The organism is Pseudonocardia sp. DSM 110487, assembly GCF_019468565.1.
GTDB lineage: Bacteria > Actinomycetota > Actinomycetes > Mycobacteriales > Pseudonocardiaceae > Pseudonocardia.
This window is the reverse complement of the sequence record NZ_CP080521.1, coordinates 9,499,694-9,517,850: the sequence shown is the minus strand read 5'-3', so window position 1 is coordinate 9,517,850 and position 18,157 is coordinate 9,499,694. Positions and strand designations below refer to the sequence as shown.

General features: G+C 72.0%; 18 protein-coding genes. 9 read left to right on the top strand and 9 right to left on the bottom strand.

Annotation, left to right across the window (positions count from 1 at the left end):
* The first annotated feature begins 11 nt into the window (after positions 1-11).
* From mftA to mftE, 4 genes are read left to right on the top strand one after another with little or no spacing between them, the layout of a single operon-like run.
* Positions 12-113: a mycofactocin precursor MftA gene (mftA, locus tag K1T35_RS44770; RefSeq protein ID WP_075955157.1), complete on the top strand. Its 102-nt coding sequence runs from the start codon at positions 12-14 to the stop codon at positions 111-113.
* Positions 114-133: 20 nt separating this feature from the next.
* The gene (gene mftB, locus K1T35_RS44765; protein ID WP_220257696.1) at positions 134-403 is read left to right on the top strand and encodes a mycofactocin biosynthesis chaperone MftB; all 270 of its coding nucleotides are present in this window, start codon (positions 134-136) and stop codon (positions 401-403) included.
* On the top strand, positions 400-1,596 hold the full coding sequence (gene mftC / locus K1T35_RS44760; RefSeq protein WP_220257695.1) for a mycofactocin radical SAM maturase: 1,197 nt from the start codon (positions 400-402) through the stop codon (positions 1,594-1,596). The genes mftB and mftC overlap by 4 nt, the downstream gene beginning before the upstream one ends.
* Positions 1,597-1,615: 19 nt before the next feature.
* Positions 1,616-2,302 carry a mycofactocin biosynthesis peptidyl-dipeptidase MftE gene (gene mftE, locus K1T35_RS44755; RefSeq protein ID WP_220257694.1) on the top strand — a complete coding sequence of 229 codons (687 nt, stop codon included), beginning with the start codon at positions 1,616-1,618 and terminating at the stop codon, positions 2,300-2,302.
* 9 nt (positions 2,303-2,311) lie between these two features.
* On the opposite strand, the gene K1T35_RS44750 is transcribed toward mftE, so the two are convergent.
* From K1T35_RS44750 to K1T35_RS44710, 9 genes are all read right to left on the bottom strand, one after another.
* On the bottom strand, positions 2,312-2,452 hold the full coding sequence (locus K1T35_RS44750; RefSeq protein ID WP_220257693.1) for a hypothetical protein: 141 nt from the start codon (positions 2,450-2,452) through the stop codon (positions 2,312-2,314).
* Positions 2,453-2,765: 313 nt separating this feature from the next.
* Positions 2,766-4,652: a DUF2264 domain-containing protein gene (locus K1T35_RS44745; protein ID WP_255622780.1), complete on the bottom strand. Its 1,887-nt coding sequence runs from the start codon at positions 4,650-4,652 to the stop codon at positions 2,766-2,768.
* Between the two features lie 40 nt (positions 4,653-4,692).
* A complete protein-coding gene (locus tag K1T35_RS44740) occupies positions 4,693-5,682 on the bottom strand; it encodes a hydroxyacid dehydrogenase (protein ID WP_255621354.1) in 990 nt (329 codons plus the stop codon).
* Positions 5,682-6,548, bottom strand: a complete 867-nt coding sequence (locus tag K1T35_RS44735) for a carbohydrate ABC transporter permease (RefSeq protein ID WP_220257692.1) — start codon at positions 6,546-6,548, stop codon at positions 5,682-5,684. The genes K1T35_RS44740 and K1T35_RS44735 overlap by 1 nt, the downstream gene beginning before the upstream one ends.
* The gene (locus K1T35_RS44730) at positions 6,545-7,501 is read right to left on the bottom strand and encodes a carbohydrate ABC transporter permease (protein ID WP_220257691.1); all 957 of its coding nucleotides are present in this window, start codon (positions 7,499-7,501) and stop codon (positions 6,545-6,547) included. The genes K1T35_RS44735 and K1T35_RS44730 overlap by 4 nt, the downstream gene beginning before the upstream one ends.
* Positions 7,498-8,754 (bottom strand): ABC transporter substrate-binding protein, encoded by a 1,257-nt coding sequence (locus tag K1T35_RS44725; RefSeq protein ID WP_220257690.1) that lies wholly within the window; start codon positions 8,752-8,754, stop codon positions 7,498-7,500. The genes K1T35_RS44730 and K1T35_RS44725 overlap by 4 nt, the downstream gene beginning before the upstream one ends.
* Positions 8,755-8,889: 135 nt before the next feature.
* The gene (locus K1T35_RS44720) at positions 8,890-9,936 is read right to left on the bottom strand and encodes a LacI family DNA-binding transcriptional regulator (RefSeq protein ID WP_220257689.1); all 1,047 of its coding nucleotides are present in this window, start codon (positions 9,934-9,936) and stop codon (positions 8,890-8,892) included.
* A 37-nt stretch (positions 9,937-9,973) separates the two neighbouring features.
* Positions 9,974-10,225, bottom strand: a complete 252-nt coding sequence (locus K1T35_RS44715) for a hypothetical protein (RefSeq protein ID WP_220257688.1) — start codon at positions 10,223-10,225, stop codon at positions 9,974-9,976.
* Between the two features lie 108 nt (positions 10,226-10,333).
* Entirely contained in the window at positions 10,334-11,482 is a 1,149-nt protein-coding gene (locus tag K1T35_RS44710) for an alkaline phosphatase family protein (RefSeq protein WP_220257687.1), read from the bottom strand.
* 100 nt (positions 11,483-11,582) lie between these two features.
* On the opposite strand from K1T35_RS44710, the gene mftF reads away from it, so the two are divergent.
* From mftF to K1T35_RS44685, 5 genes are all read left to right on the top strand, one after another.
* Positions 11,583-13,037: a mycofactocin biosynthesis glycosyltransferase MftF gene (mftF, locus tag K1T35_RS44705; RefSeq protein ID WP_255621353.1), complete on the top strand. Its 1,455-nt coding sequence runs from the start codon at positions 11,583-11,585 to the stop codon at positions 13,035-13,037.
* A gap of 312 nt (positions 13,038-13,349) precedes the next feature.
* The gene (locus K1T35_RS44700; RefSeq protein ID WP_220257686.1) at positions 13,350-13,865 is read left to right on the top strand and encodes a (2Fe-2S)-binding protein; all 516 of its coding nucleotides are present in this window, start codon (positions 13,350-13,352) and stop codon (positions 13,863-13,865) included.
* 1 nt (position 13,866) lies between these two features.
* Entirely contained in the window at positions 13,867-16,350 is a 2,484-nt protein-coding gene (locus tag K1T35_RS44695) for a xanthine dehydrogenase family protein molybdopterin-binding subunit (RefSeq protein WP_220257685.1), read from the top strand.
* Complete coding sequence (locus K1T35_RS44690) at positions 16,347-17,198, top strand: xanthine dehydrogenase family protein subunit M (protein ID WP_220257684.1); 852 nt, start codon at positions 16,347-16,349, stop codon at positions 17,196-17,198. Before K1T35_RS44695 ends, K1T35_RS44690 begins: the two co-directional genes overlap by 4 nt.
* Positions 17,199-17,269: 71 nt before the next feature.
* Positions 17,270-18,064, top strand: coding sequence for an SRPBCC family protein (locus K1T35_RS44685; RefSeq protein WP_220257683.1), 795 nt, complete (start codon positions 17,270-17,272; stop codon positions 18,062-18,064).
* Positions 18,065-18,157: the final 93 nt, after the last annotated feature.

Genomic DNA, 18,157 nt, shown 5'->3' with positions numbered 1-18,157 from the left:
GGAGGATGCGCATGTCGCCCACCAGCGAGTCCCAGGCCGCTGCCGAGGAGCCCGTGGTCGAGGAGACCCTCGTCGAGGAGGTCTCCATCGACGGCATGTGCGGTGTCTACTGACCGCGGTTTCCGCTGACGCCGTGGTCTTCGACCCGGCGCGGCCCCACTGCTGCAGCCCGCGGGTGGCGGTGCGCCCCGAGCCGTTCGGGGCGCTCGTCTACCACTTCGGCACCCGCAGGCTGTCGTTCCTGAAGACCCCCCAGCTCGTCGAGGTCGTGTCCGGGCTGGAGCGGCACCCCGACGTGCACTCCGCGCTCGAGGCGGCGGGCGTCGAGGAGGCCCAGCGCCCGGCTTACCTGCGGGCGCTGGCCGGGCTGGCCGCGAACGGAACCATCGAGGAGCGCCCGTGAAGCTGGTCGAGCACTTCCAGTACGGCCTGAACTCCCCGATCTGCCTCACCTGGGAGCTCACCTACGCCTGCAACCTCGCGTGCGTGCACTGCCTGTCGTCCTCCGGACGGCGGGACCCGCGCGAGCTCAGCACGGCGGAAGCGAAGTCGGTGATCGACGAGCTGCAGCGGATGCAGGTCTTCTACGTCAACATCGGCGGCGGGGAGCCGACTGTCCGCTCCGACTTCTGGGAGCTGCTCGACTACGCGGTCGCGCACGACGTCGGCGTCAAGTTCTCGACCAACGGGATCAAACTCGACAAGGCGCGGGCCGCCCAGCTCGCTGCCACCGACTACGTGGACGTCCAGATCTCCCTCGACGGCGCCACCGCCGAGGTCAACGACCACGTGCGCGGGCCCGGCTCGTACGCCACCGCGATCAGGGCGCTGGAGAACCTCGCCGAGGCCGGGTTCGGCCAGCCCAAGATCAGCGTGGTCATGACCCGGCAGAACGTCGACCAGCTCGACGAGTTCAAGTCGATCGCCGACAAGTTCGGCGCGCAGCTGCGCATCACGCGGCTGCGGCCGTCGGGGCGCGGCGCGGACGTGTGGGACGAGCTGCACCCCACGGCCGCGCAGCAGCGGCAGCTCTACGACTGGCTCGTGGCGCGGGGCGACAACGTGCTCACGGGAGACTCGTTCTTCCACCTCTCCGCGTACGGTGAGGCGCTGCCCGGGCTCAACCTGTGCGGGGCCGGACGGGTGGTCTGCCTGATCGACCCCGTCGGCGACGTCTACGCCTGCCCGTTCGCGATCCACGAGAACTTCCTGGCGGGCAACGTCCGCTCGCCGGGCGGGTTCAAGGAGGTGTGGCGCGGCTCCGAGCTCTTCGCCGAGCTCCGGCAGCCGCAGACCGGCGGCGCCTGCCGCAGCTGCGGCTTCTACGACTCCTGCCAGGGTGGCTGCATGGCCGCCAAGTTCTTCACCGGCCTCCCGCTCGACGGGCCCGACCCGGAGTGCGTCCGCGGATTCGGCGAGCAGGCCCTCGCGGCAAGGGGCGCCGACACGGTGATCCCGAAGTCGGACGTCGACCACTCGAGGTCCGCGCCGCGGAACGGGCGCGGCCCCGTCCCGGTCTCGATCGGAATGCGCCCGGACAGAGCATGCGACGAGAGCCCTCTCGCCGGCCTCCCGGTCCCGGTAGCCGGAACCTGACGAACGCGCCGCTCGTCGGATGAATCTCGGCGATCGGGCGTGGCCGGAGGTGCCATCTGCCACCCTTCTCGTCCCGCTCGGGGCGCTCGAGCAGCACGGGCCGCACCTTCCGCTCGACACGGACGCCCGCGTCGCCGCCGCCGTCGCCCGCCGAGCCGCCGCGGACGGCCCGGCCCTGCTGGTCGCGCCACCGCTGGCCTACGGCGCGTCCGGTGAGCACGAGGGCTTCCCGGGAACGTTGTCGATCGGGCACGAGGCGCTGCGCGCGGTGCTGGTGGAGCTGGGCCGCTCGGCGTCCCGGTGGGCGTCGCGGCTCGTGTTCGTCAACGGGCACGGCGGCAACCTCCCGACCGTGCCGGATGCGGTGGCACAGCTGCGCCACGAGGGCCGCGACGCGGCGTGGTCGCCGTGCGTCGTGACAGGCGGGGACGCGCACGCCGGGCGCACCGAGACGTCCATCCTGCTCGCCCTCGACCCCGCCGCGGTCCGGCAGGACGCCGCCGAGACGGGTGTCACGGCGCCGCTCGCCGATCTGCTCCCTGCCCTGCGCGCAGGTGGTGTGGCGGCGGTGAGCTCGAACGGGATCCTCGGCGACCCGACCGGCGCGAGCGCGCCGGAAGGCGAGCGCCTCTTGGCCGAGATGGCCGAGGCACTCCGCACCCGTCTCACCCGCTGGCGCCCCGACCCGACCGGGCGCCTGACCTGACCCGGCTGGTCAGGCTGCCTCTGGGAGGGAGTCCTCGAAGGGATCGGCGAGGTGAACGGTCATCAGGTAGAGCCGCCGTTCCAGCAGCCGGTCGATGTCCTGCCGCGCTGCCTCTTTGAACGCCGGGGTGAGGTTCGAACGAGGCCCCATGTGCTCTCGTCGCTCGGCGATGTGCCGATCAATGCTGGCCAGGTCCGGGCACGGGAAACGGTAGCCGGGCAGGACGCTGCTGACAGCAGCGACAGGATCGGGATCGTCAGTTCCGTACAACATGGCGGATACCTATGTGCGAGTTGTGGGGGAGCGGTTACGAGTCTGCGGTCGCGATGTTACGCATCAGTTAAGGAGGTATGTCGCGCAGGAAAGGTGCTGGTGTGGCCGCCGCCACGCTGCCGGCTTCACCGGAAACGACGAATCCCGACAATGGGTTCGAGAATTGACCCATTGGTGTGTGAGATGCGCTTCATGTCGTCCTGATGGCCGGGGCAGCGGCGGTCCAGGTGCACGTCGTGCGGCCGCCGTCGGGCCAGCGGACCGACACCTCGGTGCCCTCCACCGCGACCTCGGGCGTGGTGGAATCCGGTGCCGCGGTGAGCGTCGAGGCGCTGACCACGAGGTCGCCGGGTACGACCGTGCCGCGCAGGGTGGGCACCAGCGCCCATGCGCCGTAGGCCGTGCCCTGCGGGGCCCGCTGGACCTCGGCGGCGTCGAAGCCGTGGCAGCCGACGAGCCTGGTGGCCGCTGCGTCGGTGCGCAGCGCGACCGCGACGTCGTCGACGTGTGAGTCGAGCTCCTGCGGGGTCGCGGCGGCGAGCGCCCATCCCGTCACTGTGACGGGAATGCCGGCGGGCACGGAGCGGAGCCGGTGGACGTGCACCTCCCACGCGCCCCGCGCGACGACAAGGCTCTCGATCCGCCCCTGGGGGAGAACTGGCCCGCCCGCGACCGGCGGGCCCCCGGGGTAGGCGGGCGGGCCGGGGAATTGCGGCTGGTGCCACGACGCCACCCAGTCCGGTCCGCTGCCGATCCGGTGGATGCGCCGCCGCACGCTCTCCCGGCCCCGGACGTGCAGGGCGATGTGATTGTCGGCGGCGTTGCGGACGGCAGTGGGTCCGGTGCGGGTGGAGTAGGCGAGCCGGGCGTAGAGCGGGTCGGGCTCGCCGCGGTCGGCGTCCCAGGGGTTGATGTGGTCGCTGCCGTGGTTGTGCACGCGGACCATGCCGTCCGCCTGAGTCGTCTGCACCAGCCAGCCGACGGACGGGATGACGATCGTCCGGTCCGGCCCGGCCGATGGCGGCGGCTCCTCGACCGCGGTCCACAGCGGCGCCGTCTCCGGCAGCAGCAGCCCGAGGAAGCCCTTGCTCGCCCAGTACGGCGATGCGGGCCCTGAATAGGTCTGCAGGGTCGCCGCGTGCGGGCCGTGCCAGCCGCGGGAGAAGATCCCGTCGGTGAGCGCGCCGCGATCGAGGAAGTAGCGCAGGCCCGCCGACAGGATTCGCCGGGTCTGGCCCGGCCGCAGCGGCGTCCACCCGACCACCTCGCCCAGCGCCACCGCCGACAGCGTCGCGGTGCGATAGGTGAGCGACCGGCCCTGGTAGAGCGGCGCCCCGTTGCCGTCGAACGTGGCGGCGAACGAGCCGAGGAACTCCTCCAGCCGCGGGCCGAGCCGCTCCAGCTGTGCCGTGTCCCCGCGCAGGTGTGCGACCAGCACCGGGTAGAGGTGCATCGCCCAGCCGATGTAGTGGTCGAAGGCGCGGCCGTCACCGTCGCTGTACCAGCCGTCGCCGCGGTACCAGCCCTCCAGGAGGTCGAGCGCGCGGTCGAGGGCGCGAGCGGTCTCGGCGTCGCCGCGGCCGACCTCGTCGAGGAAGGCGGCCACGGTCATCGGGAACAGGTACCAGTTGTTCGGGGCAGGCTCGTTGCGCAGCGCGCCGCGCAGCCACGCTTCGAGGCGACCCTGTTCGGTGTCGTCGAGCAGGTCCCACGTCCAGCGCCGCGCGGCCAGCAACCCGAGCGCCACCGACGCCGACTCCACCATCGGCTGCCCGCCAGGCCCGTGCGAGCCGATGGGCGGCCACGCGTCGGGACCGGCGGGCCCCGGCCCGCTCACCAGGCCCTCGCGGTACGGGGCGAGCACGGTGCCGTCCTCGTCGCCCGCGGCGCGGAACGCCGCGAGCAGGAAGGTGCGGGCGAACCCCTCCAGGCCGTCGGATACGACGCCCGCCTTCGCGGGCGCGCCCGGCAGGTCGATCCGGCCGCCGCGCGGCGAGCGGTAGCGCTGCACGGCGGCGAGCAGGTCATCGGCGACGGTTGTCCAGTGCTTGCGGGTCCAGCCGGTGTGCGGGCTCAGGTCGAAGTCGTCGGCGGGAATCGGATTCTCTCCTCGCGTGTCATGCGGTCAGCGGCAGCAGTTCGCGGCGCACGGGGTGGGCGAACGGCCGGCCAGCCGCCCACCGCTCCACCTCGTCGGCCGCGGCGTCGGCGAGCCTGCGCAGTTCGTTGCCCTTGGAGCCGGCGACGTGCGGGGTGATCAGCACCCCGTCGCAGTCCCAGAGCGGGGAGCCGGCAGGCAGCGGTTCCGGGGTCGTCACGTCGAGCACGGCGCGCAGGCGTCCGGAGAGCACCTCGCGCTCCAGCGCGGCGTGGTCGACGAGCCCGCCGCGCGCGGTGTTGAGCAGGGTGGCGCCGTCGCGCATGAGGGTGAGCAGCCGGGCGTCGACCATGCCGGTGGTCTCGCGGAGCAGCGGCGCGTGCAGCGACACCACGCCGGAGCGGGCGAACACCTCGTCCAGGCCGACCGGTTCGGCGCCGAGGCCGCGCACCTCGGTGTCGGCGACGTACGGGTCGTGCAGGAGCACCTCGAGGTCGAACGGCCGCAGCAGGTCGGCCACGCGCCGCCCGATCAGCGACGCCCCGAGCAGCCCGACCGTCGCCCGGTAGTTGCCGGCTTCCGGGAAGAGCGCGTTCCAGTCCTGCTGGACGCGCTCGGCCCGGAACCAGCGCGCGATCTCGGGCACCCGCTTGCCGGCGAGCAGGATCATCGCCACCGCGTACTCGGCCACCGGCACGGCGTTGGCCGCGGCCGCCGAGCTCACCACGATGCCCCGCTCCCAGCACTCCTCGGTGACGTGATTGCGCACGGTGCCCGCCGTGTGGACGATGGCCCGCAGCCGGGGCGCGGCGGCGAGGACGTCCGCGCTGATCGGCGCGCAGCCCCAGCCGGTGATCAGTAACTCCACGTCGGCGAGGTCGGCGCGGTCGAACCCGTCGAGTACGACGTCCGGGTCGATGTCGACGGCGGCCGCGATCCGCTCGACCGCGGCCGGGTGGAGCACCTGCCGCGCGGTCCTCGTGGCCATCGCGAAGGCCGCACGCGCCACTACTTCACGCTCCCGGCCGTCAGGCCCGATCGCCAGTACCGCTGCAACATCAGGAACGCCACGATGAGCGGCAGCAGGGCGAGCAGCGAGCCGATGATGACGAGCGGGTAGTACTCGGGCGTGATGGTCGCCTGGCTGTTCCACGCGTACAGCCCGAGGCTGAGCGGGTAGAGCTTCTCGTCGGACAGCATCACGAGCGGCAGGAAGAAGTTGTTCCAGATCGACGTCAGCTGGAACAGGAACACGGTGACGAAGCCCGGCCCGAGCATCCGCAGCCCGATGCGGAAGAACATGTACAGCTCCGACGCGCCGTCCATCCGCGCGGCTTCCAGCACCTCGCCGGGGACGTACCCGGTGGCGAAGATCCGCGCGAGGTAGACGCCGAACGGGTTGAACAGCACGGTGATGAAGACGGCCCACATCGTGTTGGCCAGCTCGAGCCGGGACGCGATGAGGTACATCGGCAGCGCCAGTACCGTGCTGGGGATCATCACGCTGATCAGCACGAGCGCGTAGAGCTGCTTCTTCCCGCGGAAGGAGTACTTGTCGAAGACGTAGCCTGCCGCGGTGCTGATCAGCGCGCCGAGGCCGGCGCCGATCACCGCGTACAGGATGCTGTTGACGTACCAGCGCAGGTAGAGCCCGTCGTCCTCGTCGAGCAGCGCCTGGATGTTGCCGGCGAGGTCGAAGTTGCCCAGGTCGAGCAGGTTGCTGCTGAACAGCGCCTCCGCGTTCTTGGTAGCGGCGAGCAACAGCCACAGCAGCGGCAGGAGGGCGTAGAGCGTGCCGGCCGCGATCACGACGTTCGTCGTGATCGTGCCCGCGCGGGTGCCCCGCCGGACGCGGCCCCCGAGTTCGGTCGTCATGCCTTCGCTCCTCGTGAGCTGTAGCGGGCCACCGCGTAGGACAGCAGGCAGCACAGGACGAGCAGCAGCACCGACGCCGCCGACGCGAGGCCGTAGTTGCCGCGGTTGAAGGCCGCGTCGAAGATGTACATGTTGGGCGTGAAGCGGTTGCCGATCAGCGGCGTGGACTGCTGGAACAGCATCGGCTCCGTGAACAGCTGCAGCGTGCCCACCAGCGTGAACATGCTGACGGTCACCACCGAGGCGCGGATCATCGGCACCTTCACCCGCGCCGCCGTGCGGATCGCGCCCGCGCCGTCCACCGCCGCGGCCTCCATCACGTCCCGGGGCACGGCCTGCAGGGCCGTGTAGAAGATCACCGTGTTGTAGCCGAGCCCGCCCCAGAGGGCGACGTTGACCAGCGATGGGATGAGCAGCGTCTGGCCCAGCAGGTCGAGCTGGATGTTCAGGTCCCGGAGCAGGGCGAGCATCGGGCTGATCCCCGGCGTGTAGAGGTACAGCCAGATGATCGAGGCGATGATGCCGGGGACGGCGTGCGGGAGGAACAGCGCCGTCTGCGCGAACTGCCGGGCCCTCGCCAGGCCGGAGTCGAGCAGCAGCGCGACGGCCAGCGAGGCGACCACCAGGATCGGGATGAACAGCACGACGTAGGCGAGCGTCACGCCGATGCTGCGCAGGAAGCTCGGGTCGGTGAGCACCACGACGAAGTTGTGGAGCCCGACGAACACCGTGCGGCCGTTGCCGAACCCCAGCCCGGAGTGCTGTTGCGAGAAGACGCTCAGGTAGATCGCGTAAGCGGCCGGGACGACGAACACGCCGAGGCAGAGCGCGGCGAACGGGGCGAGCAGCACCGCCACCGCCCGGCGCTGTCCCAGCACCCGGGTCTCGGTCGGACGGGTCCGCTGCTTCGCCGGGGCCGGCGCGACGGCAGGCGTCTCGATAGTCGCGGTCATCGTTCATCCACCGCCAGTCCGAGTGCTCGCATGTCGGGCAACGACTCCTCCTGGCCCTGTTCGAGTGCCCCGGCGATCGTGCCGCCGTACCTGACGCGGGCCAGGCCCTCCTCGATGATCTTGTTGGTCGCGGGCATCCGCGGGCCCCACACCCAGCCCTCGGGGATCGTGGCCGCCTCGCGGCGGAACAGCGCGTAGATGTCCTGGCCGCCGAAGTAGGAGCGGTCGAAGCCCTCGTCGGCCACGCGGATCAGGTTCGGTGCCGCGGGGTACATGCTGCTCGTGCCGCTGGACAACCGGGCCTCGAACGCCGCGGGGTCGGTGACCATCCAGCGCAGGAACTCCATCGCTTCGTCCGGGTGCTTGCTGTCCTTGGTGATGGCGAAGACCGAGCCGCCCGTCACCCCGACCGCGGGCCGCGCCGGATCCCATTGCGGCAGCGGCGCCGCCGCCCACTTCCCGGCACCGTCGGGGTTCGACCGCATCAGTGCCGCCGCGGCCCATGCCCCGTTGATGTAGGTCGCGATCGTTCCGTTGTTGATCCCCGCCTGCCATTGCTGGCTGTTGATCGGGGCCACCGCCACGAGGTCCTCGTCGACGAGGCGCTGCCAGTACCCGGCGACGCGCATCGTGCCGGGGTCGGTGAAGTCGAGGCGCCACTGCCCGCCCGCTGTGGAGAACCACCGGCCGCCCGCCTGCACGGAGAGGCCGGCCAGGTGCGGCGCGCTGCTGGTGAAGAACGTCGAGAGCCGTACGTCGGGCGCCGTGGCCTTCAGGTCCCGGGCGGCCTGCTCGAACTCCGCCCACGTCCGCGGCACCGCGATGCCGTGCTGCTCGAACAGGTCGCGCCGGTAAAACAGGACCTGCGGCTCGATGTCGATCGGCACGGCGTAGACCCGCCCGTCGAACGTGACCTGGTCCCACGCCTGCGGCACGAGCTGCGAGCGGAACCCGTCGTCGATTCGGTCGGTCACGTCCATGAACGCCCCGTCGATCGCGAAGCCGGGGAGCGAGACGTAGTCGCTGGTCGCGACATCGGGGGCGTTGCCGGCGCGGGTGGCGTTGGTGAGCTTGGCGTTCGTTCCGTTCGCGCCCGCCGGGGTCATGTCGAGGTCGACCTGGATGTCGGTGTGCGTGGCGTTGAAGGCGTCGACCACGGCCTGGGTGCCCCGCAAGGATGACCAGTACGTGATCACGACGGGGCCGTCACCCGACTGCTCAGGGCTGGAACACGCCGCCAGGGCGGTCGCCATGGCCAGAGCGCAGCCCAGCGCTCGGAATCGGTGGGACACGGACGTTCTCCTCGTCATCGAGAGAGCGCTTTCCCGAGCCACCGTGATGCACGGTTCGATCCCTGTCAAGACCGTACGATCAAAATGATCGAACGGTCATTTTCTGGCTCGGGTCGATCCTCGATCCACAAGTCCGGGCAGCAGCTCGACGTGCCGGACCGGCCCGCCGTGTTCGACGCGGTCGAGCAGCAATGCGACCGCCTCGCGGCCGACCTCGCGCTTGGGCGGCGCCACGGTCGTCAGCTCGAGCCCGCCGAGGCCGGCGATCATGTCGTCGTAGGCGACGATGGAGACGTCCTCCGGCACCTGCAGGCCTGCTGCGTACAGCTGCTGCACGAGGTTCAGCGCGTCGATGTCGCTGTGCGCGAGCAGCGCGGTGGCGTGGGTCGCGCGGACCACAGCAGGCAGGTGCGGCACGCGCGTGTCCGGATCCGGATCCGCGCCCGCCGAGCTGAGCAGTGGCTCGGCGAGGAGCGGCAGGCCGAGATCGGCGAGTCGCGCCACGAACGTCGCCCTGATCGTTCGCGCCGTCGGGCTGTCGTTGCGCGCCGCGAGCAGGATGCGGGTGTGCCCGAGCTCGCGCAGGTGCCGCAGCGCCAGCAGCACGCCGTGCGCGTGATCGGTGCGCACGGCGTCGAACCCGGCGAGCACGCTGCCCGCGGGCGCGAAGCGCTCGACGATCACCGCAGGCGAGCCGGCGGCGGGGTCGGCCTCCTCGGCCTCGACCGCCCCGATGGTGCGCCAGCGCGGGAAGACCAGCGCGCCGAGGGAGTCCGGCACCCTCGCGGCGCGACGCATGGCGGCACCCGCCGTCTCCCGGTCGCCGATGTCCTCCAGGTGCCAGCGCAGGCCCAGCTCCGCAACGGCCTCCTGCGCGCCCTTGACGATCTGGGCGAGGTACGCGCTGCGCGCCGGCGCCATCACCACCACGACGCCTGCGGAGCGGTCGCTGCGCCGGCTCGAGGGAAGCCGGACGACGCCGTGGCCGCGTACGACGTGCTCCTTGCGCGCGAGCTCCTCGACGTCGCGGCGCAGCGTGATCGGTGAGACGTCGAACTCGCGGGCCAGCTCGGCCACGCGGGCCGGCCCGCGGGACCGCAGGATCGCGAGGATCCGCTCCTGGCGGGCCGACGGCTTGTTCACGAGCGGGGACGCTACCTGCGCCGTGAGTGCCGAGGCGTCAGGCCACGAGCTCCAAGCGGCCGGCCGTGGTGATCACCGCCGGGATGCGCTGGCCGACGGCGCCCTCGACGGCGGGGGCGATGAGACCCGCCCGCACCAACCGGTGCACGGCGTTCTGGTCGCAGCAGAAACGACCGTCGAGGTAGAGGTCGGGCTCGGAGCCCCACACGAGTTCGGCACATCCGCGCGCCACGTCGCGCAGAATGGCCCGGTCACGGACGCTCAGCTCGACTTCGACGACGAGCTCCATCGCGATCCCCCCAATTCAGCAGGTGAAACCAGGGTGGGGGAATGGTGGATCGTCCTGCCACAGAATTGAGGAACATCTGAGGTTGCCGCCCCGGCGAGTCTCGGGAGTTCACCCGGTCGGGCGGGGCGAGGCGAGCAGGAGCGGCACGAGCTGCTCGTCGGGGGTGAGCGAGCCGTGCTGTCCCGGCATCCGCGAGATCAGCCGTTCGGCCCGGGACCGGATCACGGCCGTGCCGCCGCGCGCCGCGACCACGACGTCGCCGATGCGGTCGCGGGCGTGCGGCGCCACCGGCAGCCCGAACCAGCCGTCGGCGATCGCCTGCTCACCATGCACGACCCATGCCCCGTCCCCCAGCGTTTCCGTCCAGGTGGCGAGCACGTCGTCGAGGGCACCCCGCCGGACGTGGACGTGCCGGGCCCGCGGGTCGCCGGTGAGCTCCCCGACGCCGTCGGCCAGCACAGGGTCGGTGTCGGCGTCGAACCGCCGGTCGACCGCGACCATGCCGTGGTCGCCGGTGATCACGAGCACCGCGTCCGACGGCAGCCGATCCGCGACGATCTCGGCGAGCCGGTCGACCTGGGCGAGCTGCAGCCGCCACGGCAGCGACCCGGGGCCGTAGACGTGCCCCAGCGCGTCCAGGTCGCGGTGGTAGCCGTAGCAGAGCTGCCGGCCGGGGCCCCCGGCCGCGGCGAGGACGCCCGCGGCCAGGTCGCCCATCGCGTACGTGCCCCGGAAGCGGCCGCCGCGCAGGGCGGCCCTGGTGAGCCCGGACCCGTCGAACTCGCTCAGTGACACCACGGTGACATCGACGCCGTCGGCCGCCGCCCGCTCCAGTGCGGTGGGCACCGGCTGGACCTCCTCCGGCACCAGCCGGTCGCGCAGGTCGACCCGGCCGCCGCGGGCCGTCCAGCGCAGGGTGTCGAGGAGCTCGCCGTCGGTGCGCAACACGATCCCGAGCAGGCCGTGCGCGCCCGGCGGCACTCCCGTGCCCAGCGACGCAAGGCTGACCGACGTGCTGGACGGGAAGCCCGCCGTGAGGGGCCCGATATCGGGCAGGCTCGCGAGGAACGGCGCGTCGTCCGCGTGCCGGCGCAGCAGCTCGCTACCGAGCCCGTCGACGAGCAGCAGCACAGCAGCGCGCGCAGGCGGCACGGTCAGTGCGGGCACCGGCCCTGGCACGCCGACCGCGGTGAGCAACGCCGGCAGCACTTCGGCGAGCGAACGCCGTCCGTACTCGGGCAACAGGGGCGCGGTCACCCCACGAGCTTCCCAGCGCGACTCGCGTACACGGAAACCGCGACTCGCGTACACGCAGAGCGCGACTCGCGGGGATGGATCACGGCCTACTCTCAGCCGTGTGGAGGAAGCAGCGCTGCGCGCTCGGGTGTCGCCGCCGCGGTCGTCGCTGCCGGACGGGATGCGGATCGTTCTCGACCCGCACGCGATCGTGGTGGACGACGGCACCGCCCTCTTCGGCGGTGCCCCGCCGCGGATGCTGCGCCTGTCCGCGGCCGCTGCCGCCCGCTTGGAGGACGGCGCGCTCGAGGTCCGCGACCCGATGTCGGCGAAGCTCGCCCGCAGGCTCCTCGACGCGGGCATCGCGCACCCGGTGGCCGAACCCGCGGCCGCGGTGCCGCCCGCGTCGGACGTCACGGTCGTCGTGCCGGTGAAGGACCGCGTCGACGGGCTCACCCGGCTGCTCGCCGCGTTGCCCGCCGACATCGGCGCCACGATCGTCGTCGACGACGGCTCCGGCGACGCCGCGGGCATCCGCGCCGTCGCCGAGAAGGCGGGCGCCGTGCTGCTGCGCCACCCGGAGGCGCAGGGGCCGGCGGCGGCCCGCAACGCAGGGCTCGCGGCCGCGCGCACCCCGCTCGTCGCGTTCCTCGACTCCGACGTGGTGCCGCGGCCCGGGTGGCTCGGCCCGCTGCTCGCCCGCTTCGCCGATCCGGCGGTGGCGCTGGCCGCGCCGCGGATCGTCGCGCTGGCCGGGGATGGCTGGCTGGGCGGGTACGAGTCGGTGCGCTCGTCGCTGGATCTGGGCGCCGACCCGGCGCTCGTGGTGCCGAAGAGCCGCGTGGCGTACGTGCCGAGCGCCGCGATGGTGGTGCGCCGGGACGCCGTCGGCGCGGGTTTCGACGACCGGATGCACGTTGCGGAGGACGTCGACCTGGTGCTGCGGCTGCACGAGGCGGGCTGGCGGCTGCGCTACGAGCCGGCGTCCCGGGTCGCGCACGAGCACCGGACGACCCTGCGCGCATGGTGGCTGCGCAAGGCCTACTACGGCACGGGTGCCGCGCCGCTGTCGCTGCGGCACCCCGGCTCGGTGCCGCCGATGGTGCTCAACACCTGGTCGGCGGCGGTGTCGGTGCTGTTGCTGCGCGGGCGGCCGTGGTCGGTGCTCGCCGCGCTCGCCGTGGCGGCGGGCGCCGCCGAGCAGCTCGCACGCAAGCTCCCGGTCCGCGAGCCGCGCCGCACCGCGGCCCGGCTGATCGGGCTGGGCGCCGTCGGCACGGTTCAGCAGACCGCCGACGCCGTCACCCGCCACTACTGGCCGCTCGCGCTGGCCGCGGCTGTGGTGTCGCGCCGCGCCCGCCGCACCGTCGCCCTCATCGCGGTGGCCGAAGGGGTGCTCGACTGGTGGCGCAGACGCCACGATCCCGACCGGCCCGGACTGCTCGGGTACCTGCTCGCCCGCAGGCTCGACGACCTCGCATACGGCGGCGGCCTGTGGTGGGGCGCGCTGCGCCACCGCACCCTGGCGCCGCTGCGCCCGGTGGGCACCGGACCGGACCGATCTCCCGACACCTGACCCCGACGAGTGATCTTCACCGCCCCGTCCGGATTGGTACGGACAGGTGAACCTGGCGCGACCCTGCTTCCGCTTCTGCGGATCTGAATCCCCAACGGATCCGAGCATGCGGACCAACAGCTGCTCCGTCCCGGGCGGTGTCGCGTCCTGCCGTGGAGCGTGGTTCATCGCCCTTGCATGCCCGGATGATCGGCGGTCTGATTGTGGGCGCCGCCACAACGTCGTGTGCGGCACCCGGGCGTGGCTCGGCTGCGCCCGGTGCGTCCAGTGCTGCTCGGTAGCGGCACCGCGCTCGTGGTGAGGAGAGGTCACATGGCACAGGTTCGGGTCACCGTCGACGGCGTGGAGTACGTCGACGACGTCGAACCCCGCATGCTGTTGGTGTACTACCTGAGGGAGCGCCTGGGAAAGACCGGCACGGTCGTCGGCTGCGACACCAGCAACTGTGGTGCCTGCACGGTGCACCTGAACGGGCAGAGCGTGAAGTCCTGTTCCGTGCTCGCGGTGCAGGCCGACGGCGCGGAGGTCACGACGATCGAGGGGCTCGCCCGCGACGGCGAGCTGCACCCCGTGCAGAAGGCGTTCAACGAGTGCCACGCGCTGCAGTGCGGCTACTGCACGCCCGGCATGATCATGCAGGCGGTCGACCTGCTCAGCGACAACCCCGACCCCGACGAGCGCGCCGTGCGCGAGGGTCTCGAGGGCAACCTCTGCCGCTGCACCGGCTACCAGAACATCGTCCTGGCCGTCCAGAGCGCGGCGCACGCGATGAAGCCCGGCGCCACGGCGCCGGTCGACCAGCCCACCCCGGTCGCTGGGGGCCAGTGACATGACGACGACCGCCGAACCCACCACACCCAGCGAGATCGGCCGGGCTCGCGTCCGCAAGGAGGACGCGCGGCTCATCACCGGTCGCTCCCGCTACACCGACTCGATCACGCCCGCCGGCACGCTGCACGTCTACGTGGTCCGCTCGACGTTCGCGCACGCGCGGATCACCGGGATCGATACGTCCGCCGCGAAGAAGGCCCCCGGCGTCGTCGGCGTCTACACCGCAGCGGATCTCGGCGTAGAGGGGGTCGGGCTGCCCTGTGCCTGGCCGATCACCCCCGACCAGAAGGCGCCGCAGCGGCCGCTGCTCGCCAGCGGCGACGTGCACTTCGCCGGTGAGGGCGTGGCCGTCGTCGTCGCCCGCTCGGTCGCGGCGGCACGGGACGCGGCCGAGCTCGTCGACGTCGACTACGAGCCGCTCGACCCGGTGCTCGACATGGAGGCCGCGCTCGCCGACGGCGCCACGCTCGTGCACCCGGACCTCGGCACCAACGAGAGCGCCACATGGGTGTTCGACTCCGGCGAGGCGGGCACCGGCGGCAGTGTCGGCGATGCGATCTCCGCGGCCGAGTCCGACGCCGACTCCGTCGTGGTGCGCCGCCGGTTCATCCAGCAGCGGCTCATCCCGGCGTTCATGGAGCCGCGCTCGGTGGTCGTGGACCCGACCGGCGAGCAGATCACCTTCTACTCGGCCACCCAGATCCCGCACATCCTGCGCACGATGACGTCGGTGGTGCTCGGCGTCCCCGAGAGCAAGCTTCGGGTCATCGCCCCGGATGTCGGCGGCGGCTTCGGCGGCAAGATCGGCGTGGTGCCCGAGGAGATGCTCTGCGTCGCGCTCGCGCAGAAGCTCGGCAAGCCGGTCAAGTGGACCGAGACCCGCTCCGAGTCGCTGCTCGCGGCCCACCACGGGCGCGACCAGATCCAGGACATCACGATCACGGCCAAGAAGGACGGCACCGTCACGGGCCTCGATGTCGAGCTGCTGGCCGACATGGGCGCCTACCTCGGCCTCGTCGGGCCGGGCGTGCCGATCCTCGGCGCCTTCATGTTCAACGCGATCTACAAGATCCCGGCCTACAAGTTCACCTGCACCAACGTCTTCACCACGAAGACGCTGACAGATGCCTATCGGGGCGCCGGCCGGCCCGAGGCCACGTTCGCCATCGAGCGGATCATGGACGAGCTGGCCGTCGAGCTCGGTCGCGACCCCATGGAACTGCGCCAGCAGAACTGGATCAAGCACGAGGAGTTCCCGTTCACCACGGTGTGCGGGCTCACCTACGACTCCGGCAACTACGAGCAGGCCACGCGGCAGGCGATGGAGCTGTTCGACTACGCGGGCCTGCGCCGCGAGCAGGAGGAACGGCGCCGGTCCGGCGACCCGGTGCAGCTGGGCATCGGCATCTCGACGTTCACCGAGATGTGCGGGCTCGCCCCGTCCCGGGTGCTCGGGTCGCTGTCCTACGGGGCGGGCGGTTGGGAGGCCGCGAGCATCCGGATGCTCGCCACCGGCAAGGTGGAGGTCATCACCGGAGCCTCGGCGCACGGGCAGGGCCACGAGACGGCGTTCAGCCAGATCGTGGCCGACCAGCTCGGCGTGCCGTTCGAGGACATCGAGATCCTGCACGGTGACACCCAGATCTCGCCGAAGGGCCTCGACACCTACGGGTCACGCTCGCTCGCCGTCGGCGGCATCGCGATCGTCAACGCGGCGGAGAAGGTGATCGCGAAGGCCAGGAAGCTCGCGGCACACATGCTCGAGGCCGACGAGAACGACATCGAGTTCGCGAACGGCACGTTCACCGTGCGGGGCACCGACAAGGGCAAGGCCATCCAGGAGGTGGCGTTCGCCGCGTTCATGGCGCACGACCTCCCGGAGGGGATGGAGCCCTCGCTCGACGCCGATGCCGTGTACGACCCGGACAACTTCTCCTTCCCGCACGGCACGCACCTCGCGGCCATCGAGGTCGACACCGAGACCGGCCACGTCGACGTGCGCAAGTACGTGTGCGTGGACGACGTCGGCACCGTGATCAACCCCCTCATCGTCGAGGGCCAGGTGCACGGCGGGCTCGCCCAGGGCATCGCGCAGGCCCTGTTCGAGGAGGCCAACTACGACGAACAGGGCACGCTGGTCAACGGCACCTTCGTCGACTACACCCTGCCGTCGTCCGCCGACCTGCCGAGCTTCGACACCCATGTGGTGAGCACGCCCGCCACGAGCAACCCGCTCGGCGTCAAGGGCGTCGGGGAGGCCGGCACGATCGCCTCCACCCCGGCGATCGTCAACGGCGTGATCGACGCCGTGCGCCACATGGGCGTCACGGAGGTCGAGATGCCGTGCACGGCGCAGCGCGTGTGGCGGGCCATCCAGGACGCGAAGGGCCGGGCCACGCAGGAGACGCCGGTCGACACCCATTCTCCGGGCGCGGGCCTCGGCTCGATCGACCCGAACAACCCCCAGGGAGAGGTCCAGTGATCCCCGCCCAGTTCGACTACGTCAAGCCGTCGTCGGTCGACGAAGCAGTCCGGGCGCTGCAGGAGGCAGGCGACGACGCGAAGATCCTCGCAGGCGGGCAGAGCCTGCTCCCGGTGCTGCGGCTGCGGCTCGCCGCACCCACCCTCCTCGTGGACCTCGGTGGCATCTCCGAGCTGCGCGGGATCCGCAACGAGGGTGACCGGATCGCGATCGGCGCCATGACGTCGTACTACGACATCATCCGTGACGAGTCCGTGCAGCAGCACGTCGCGCTGCTCGGGCAGGCCACCGAGACCGTGGCCGACAGCCAGGTGCGGCACCGCGGCACGCTCGGCGGGTCGCTCGCCCACGCCGACCCGGCCGGTGACCTCGGCGCCGTCGCACTCGCGCTCGAGGCCGAGATCACGATCGCCGGGCCGTCCGGCCGGCGCACCGTGGCCGCGAGCGACTTCTTCGTCGACTACTTCACCACCGCGCTCGGCGAGGGCGACATCCTCACCGAGATCCGGTTCCCGAGGTACACGGGCTGGGGCAGCCACTACGAGAAGTTCAACCGCACAGCTCAGGCCTGGTCGATGGTCGCGATCGCGGCCGCCGTCCGGGTCGAGGGCGGCACGATCGCGGAGGCGAGGGTCGGGCTCACGAACATGGGCAGCACGCCGATCCGCGCCGTCGGTGTCGAGCAGGCGCTCGTGGGGCAGCCGGCCACCGCCGACGCGGTGCGAGCTGCCGCAGAACGGGTAACCGAGGGCACCGCCGCGCCGAGTGACGCGGATGCCGCCGCCGACTACCGTGAACATTTGGCCAAGGTGCTCACGGGCCGCGCGGTGCTGGCGGCCGCAGGCTGACGCTCGTTCGCAGGACGTCTGCTCTGGTCATCCGGGGCAGGCGTCCTGCGCTTTTGGAGGAGACAGAGAAGATGCAGCTGGAGAACAAGTTCACGATCGAAGCGCCGATCGACAAGGCGTGGGAGGCGCTGAACACGCCGGAAACGGTGGCTCCCTGCTTCCCGGGCGCCACCCTGACGGAGTACGAGGGCGACTCGTTCACCGGCACCGTCAAGGTGAAGCTCGGGCCGATCTCGCTCACCTACAAGGGGAAGGGCACCTACGTCACGCGCGACGACGCGAACCACAAGGTCGTCATCGAGGCGAACGGGCGCGACTCCCGCGGCAACGGCACCGCGAGCGCCACCGTCACCGGCACGATGGTGGCGGACGGGCCGACCCGCACCGCCGTCACGATGGTCACCGACATGACCATCACGGGCCGGCCCGCGCAGTTCGGCCGCGGCGTCATCTCCGACGTCGCCGACAAGATCATCGGCCAGTTCTCGGCGTGTGTGGCCAGCAAGCTGGCGCCTGCCGTCGAGGAGGCGGCTGCGCCCACTCCGCCCACGCCGTCTCCGCGCCCGGCAGCGCCCAGCGGCGAGGGCGCGCCCGCCCCCGCTCCGGCGGCCGGTGCCGTTGCCGCGCCGGCCACGAGCGGCAGCTCGAACGGCAGTGGATCGGCGGAGGGCGCGACGGCCGCAAAGACCCCGACGCTGGCGTCCGCGCCGAGGGCCGCGAGCGGCAGCGGCCCGCTGCGCAGCGAGGTGGACGCGATCGACCTGCTCGACACAGCGGGTGCCCCGGTGCTCAAGCGCCTGGCCCCGGTGGCCGCGGGTGCCCTGCTCCTGCTGGTCATCTTCCTGATCCGCCGCGCGCGCCGCTGACGCCTCGTAGGTGTCGGCAAGGCCACCTTCGTGTCATGTGGTGACATGAAGGTGGCCTTGCTGTCTCCGAGGTCCGGGCGTCGACACGGGTGC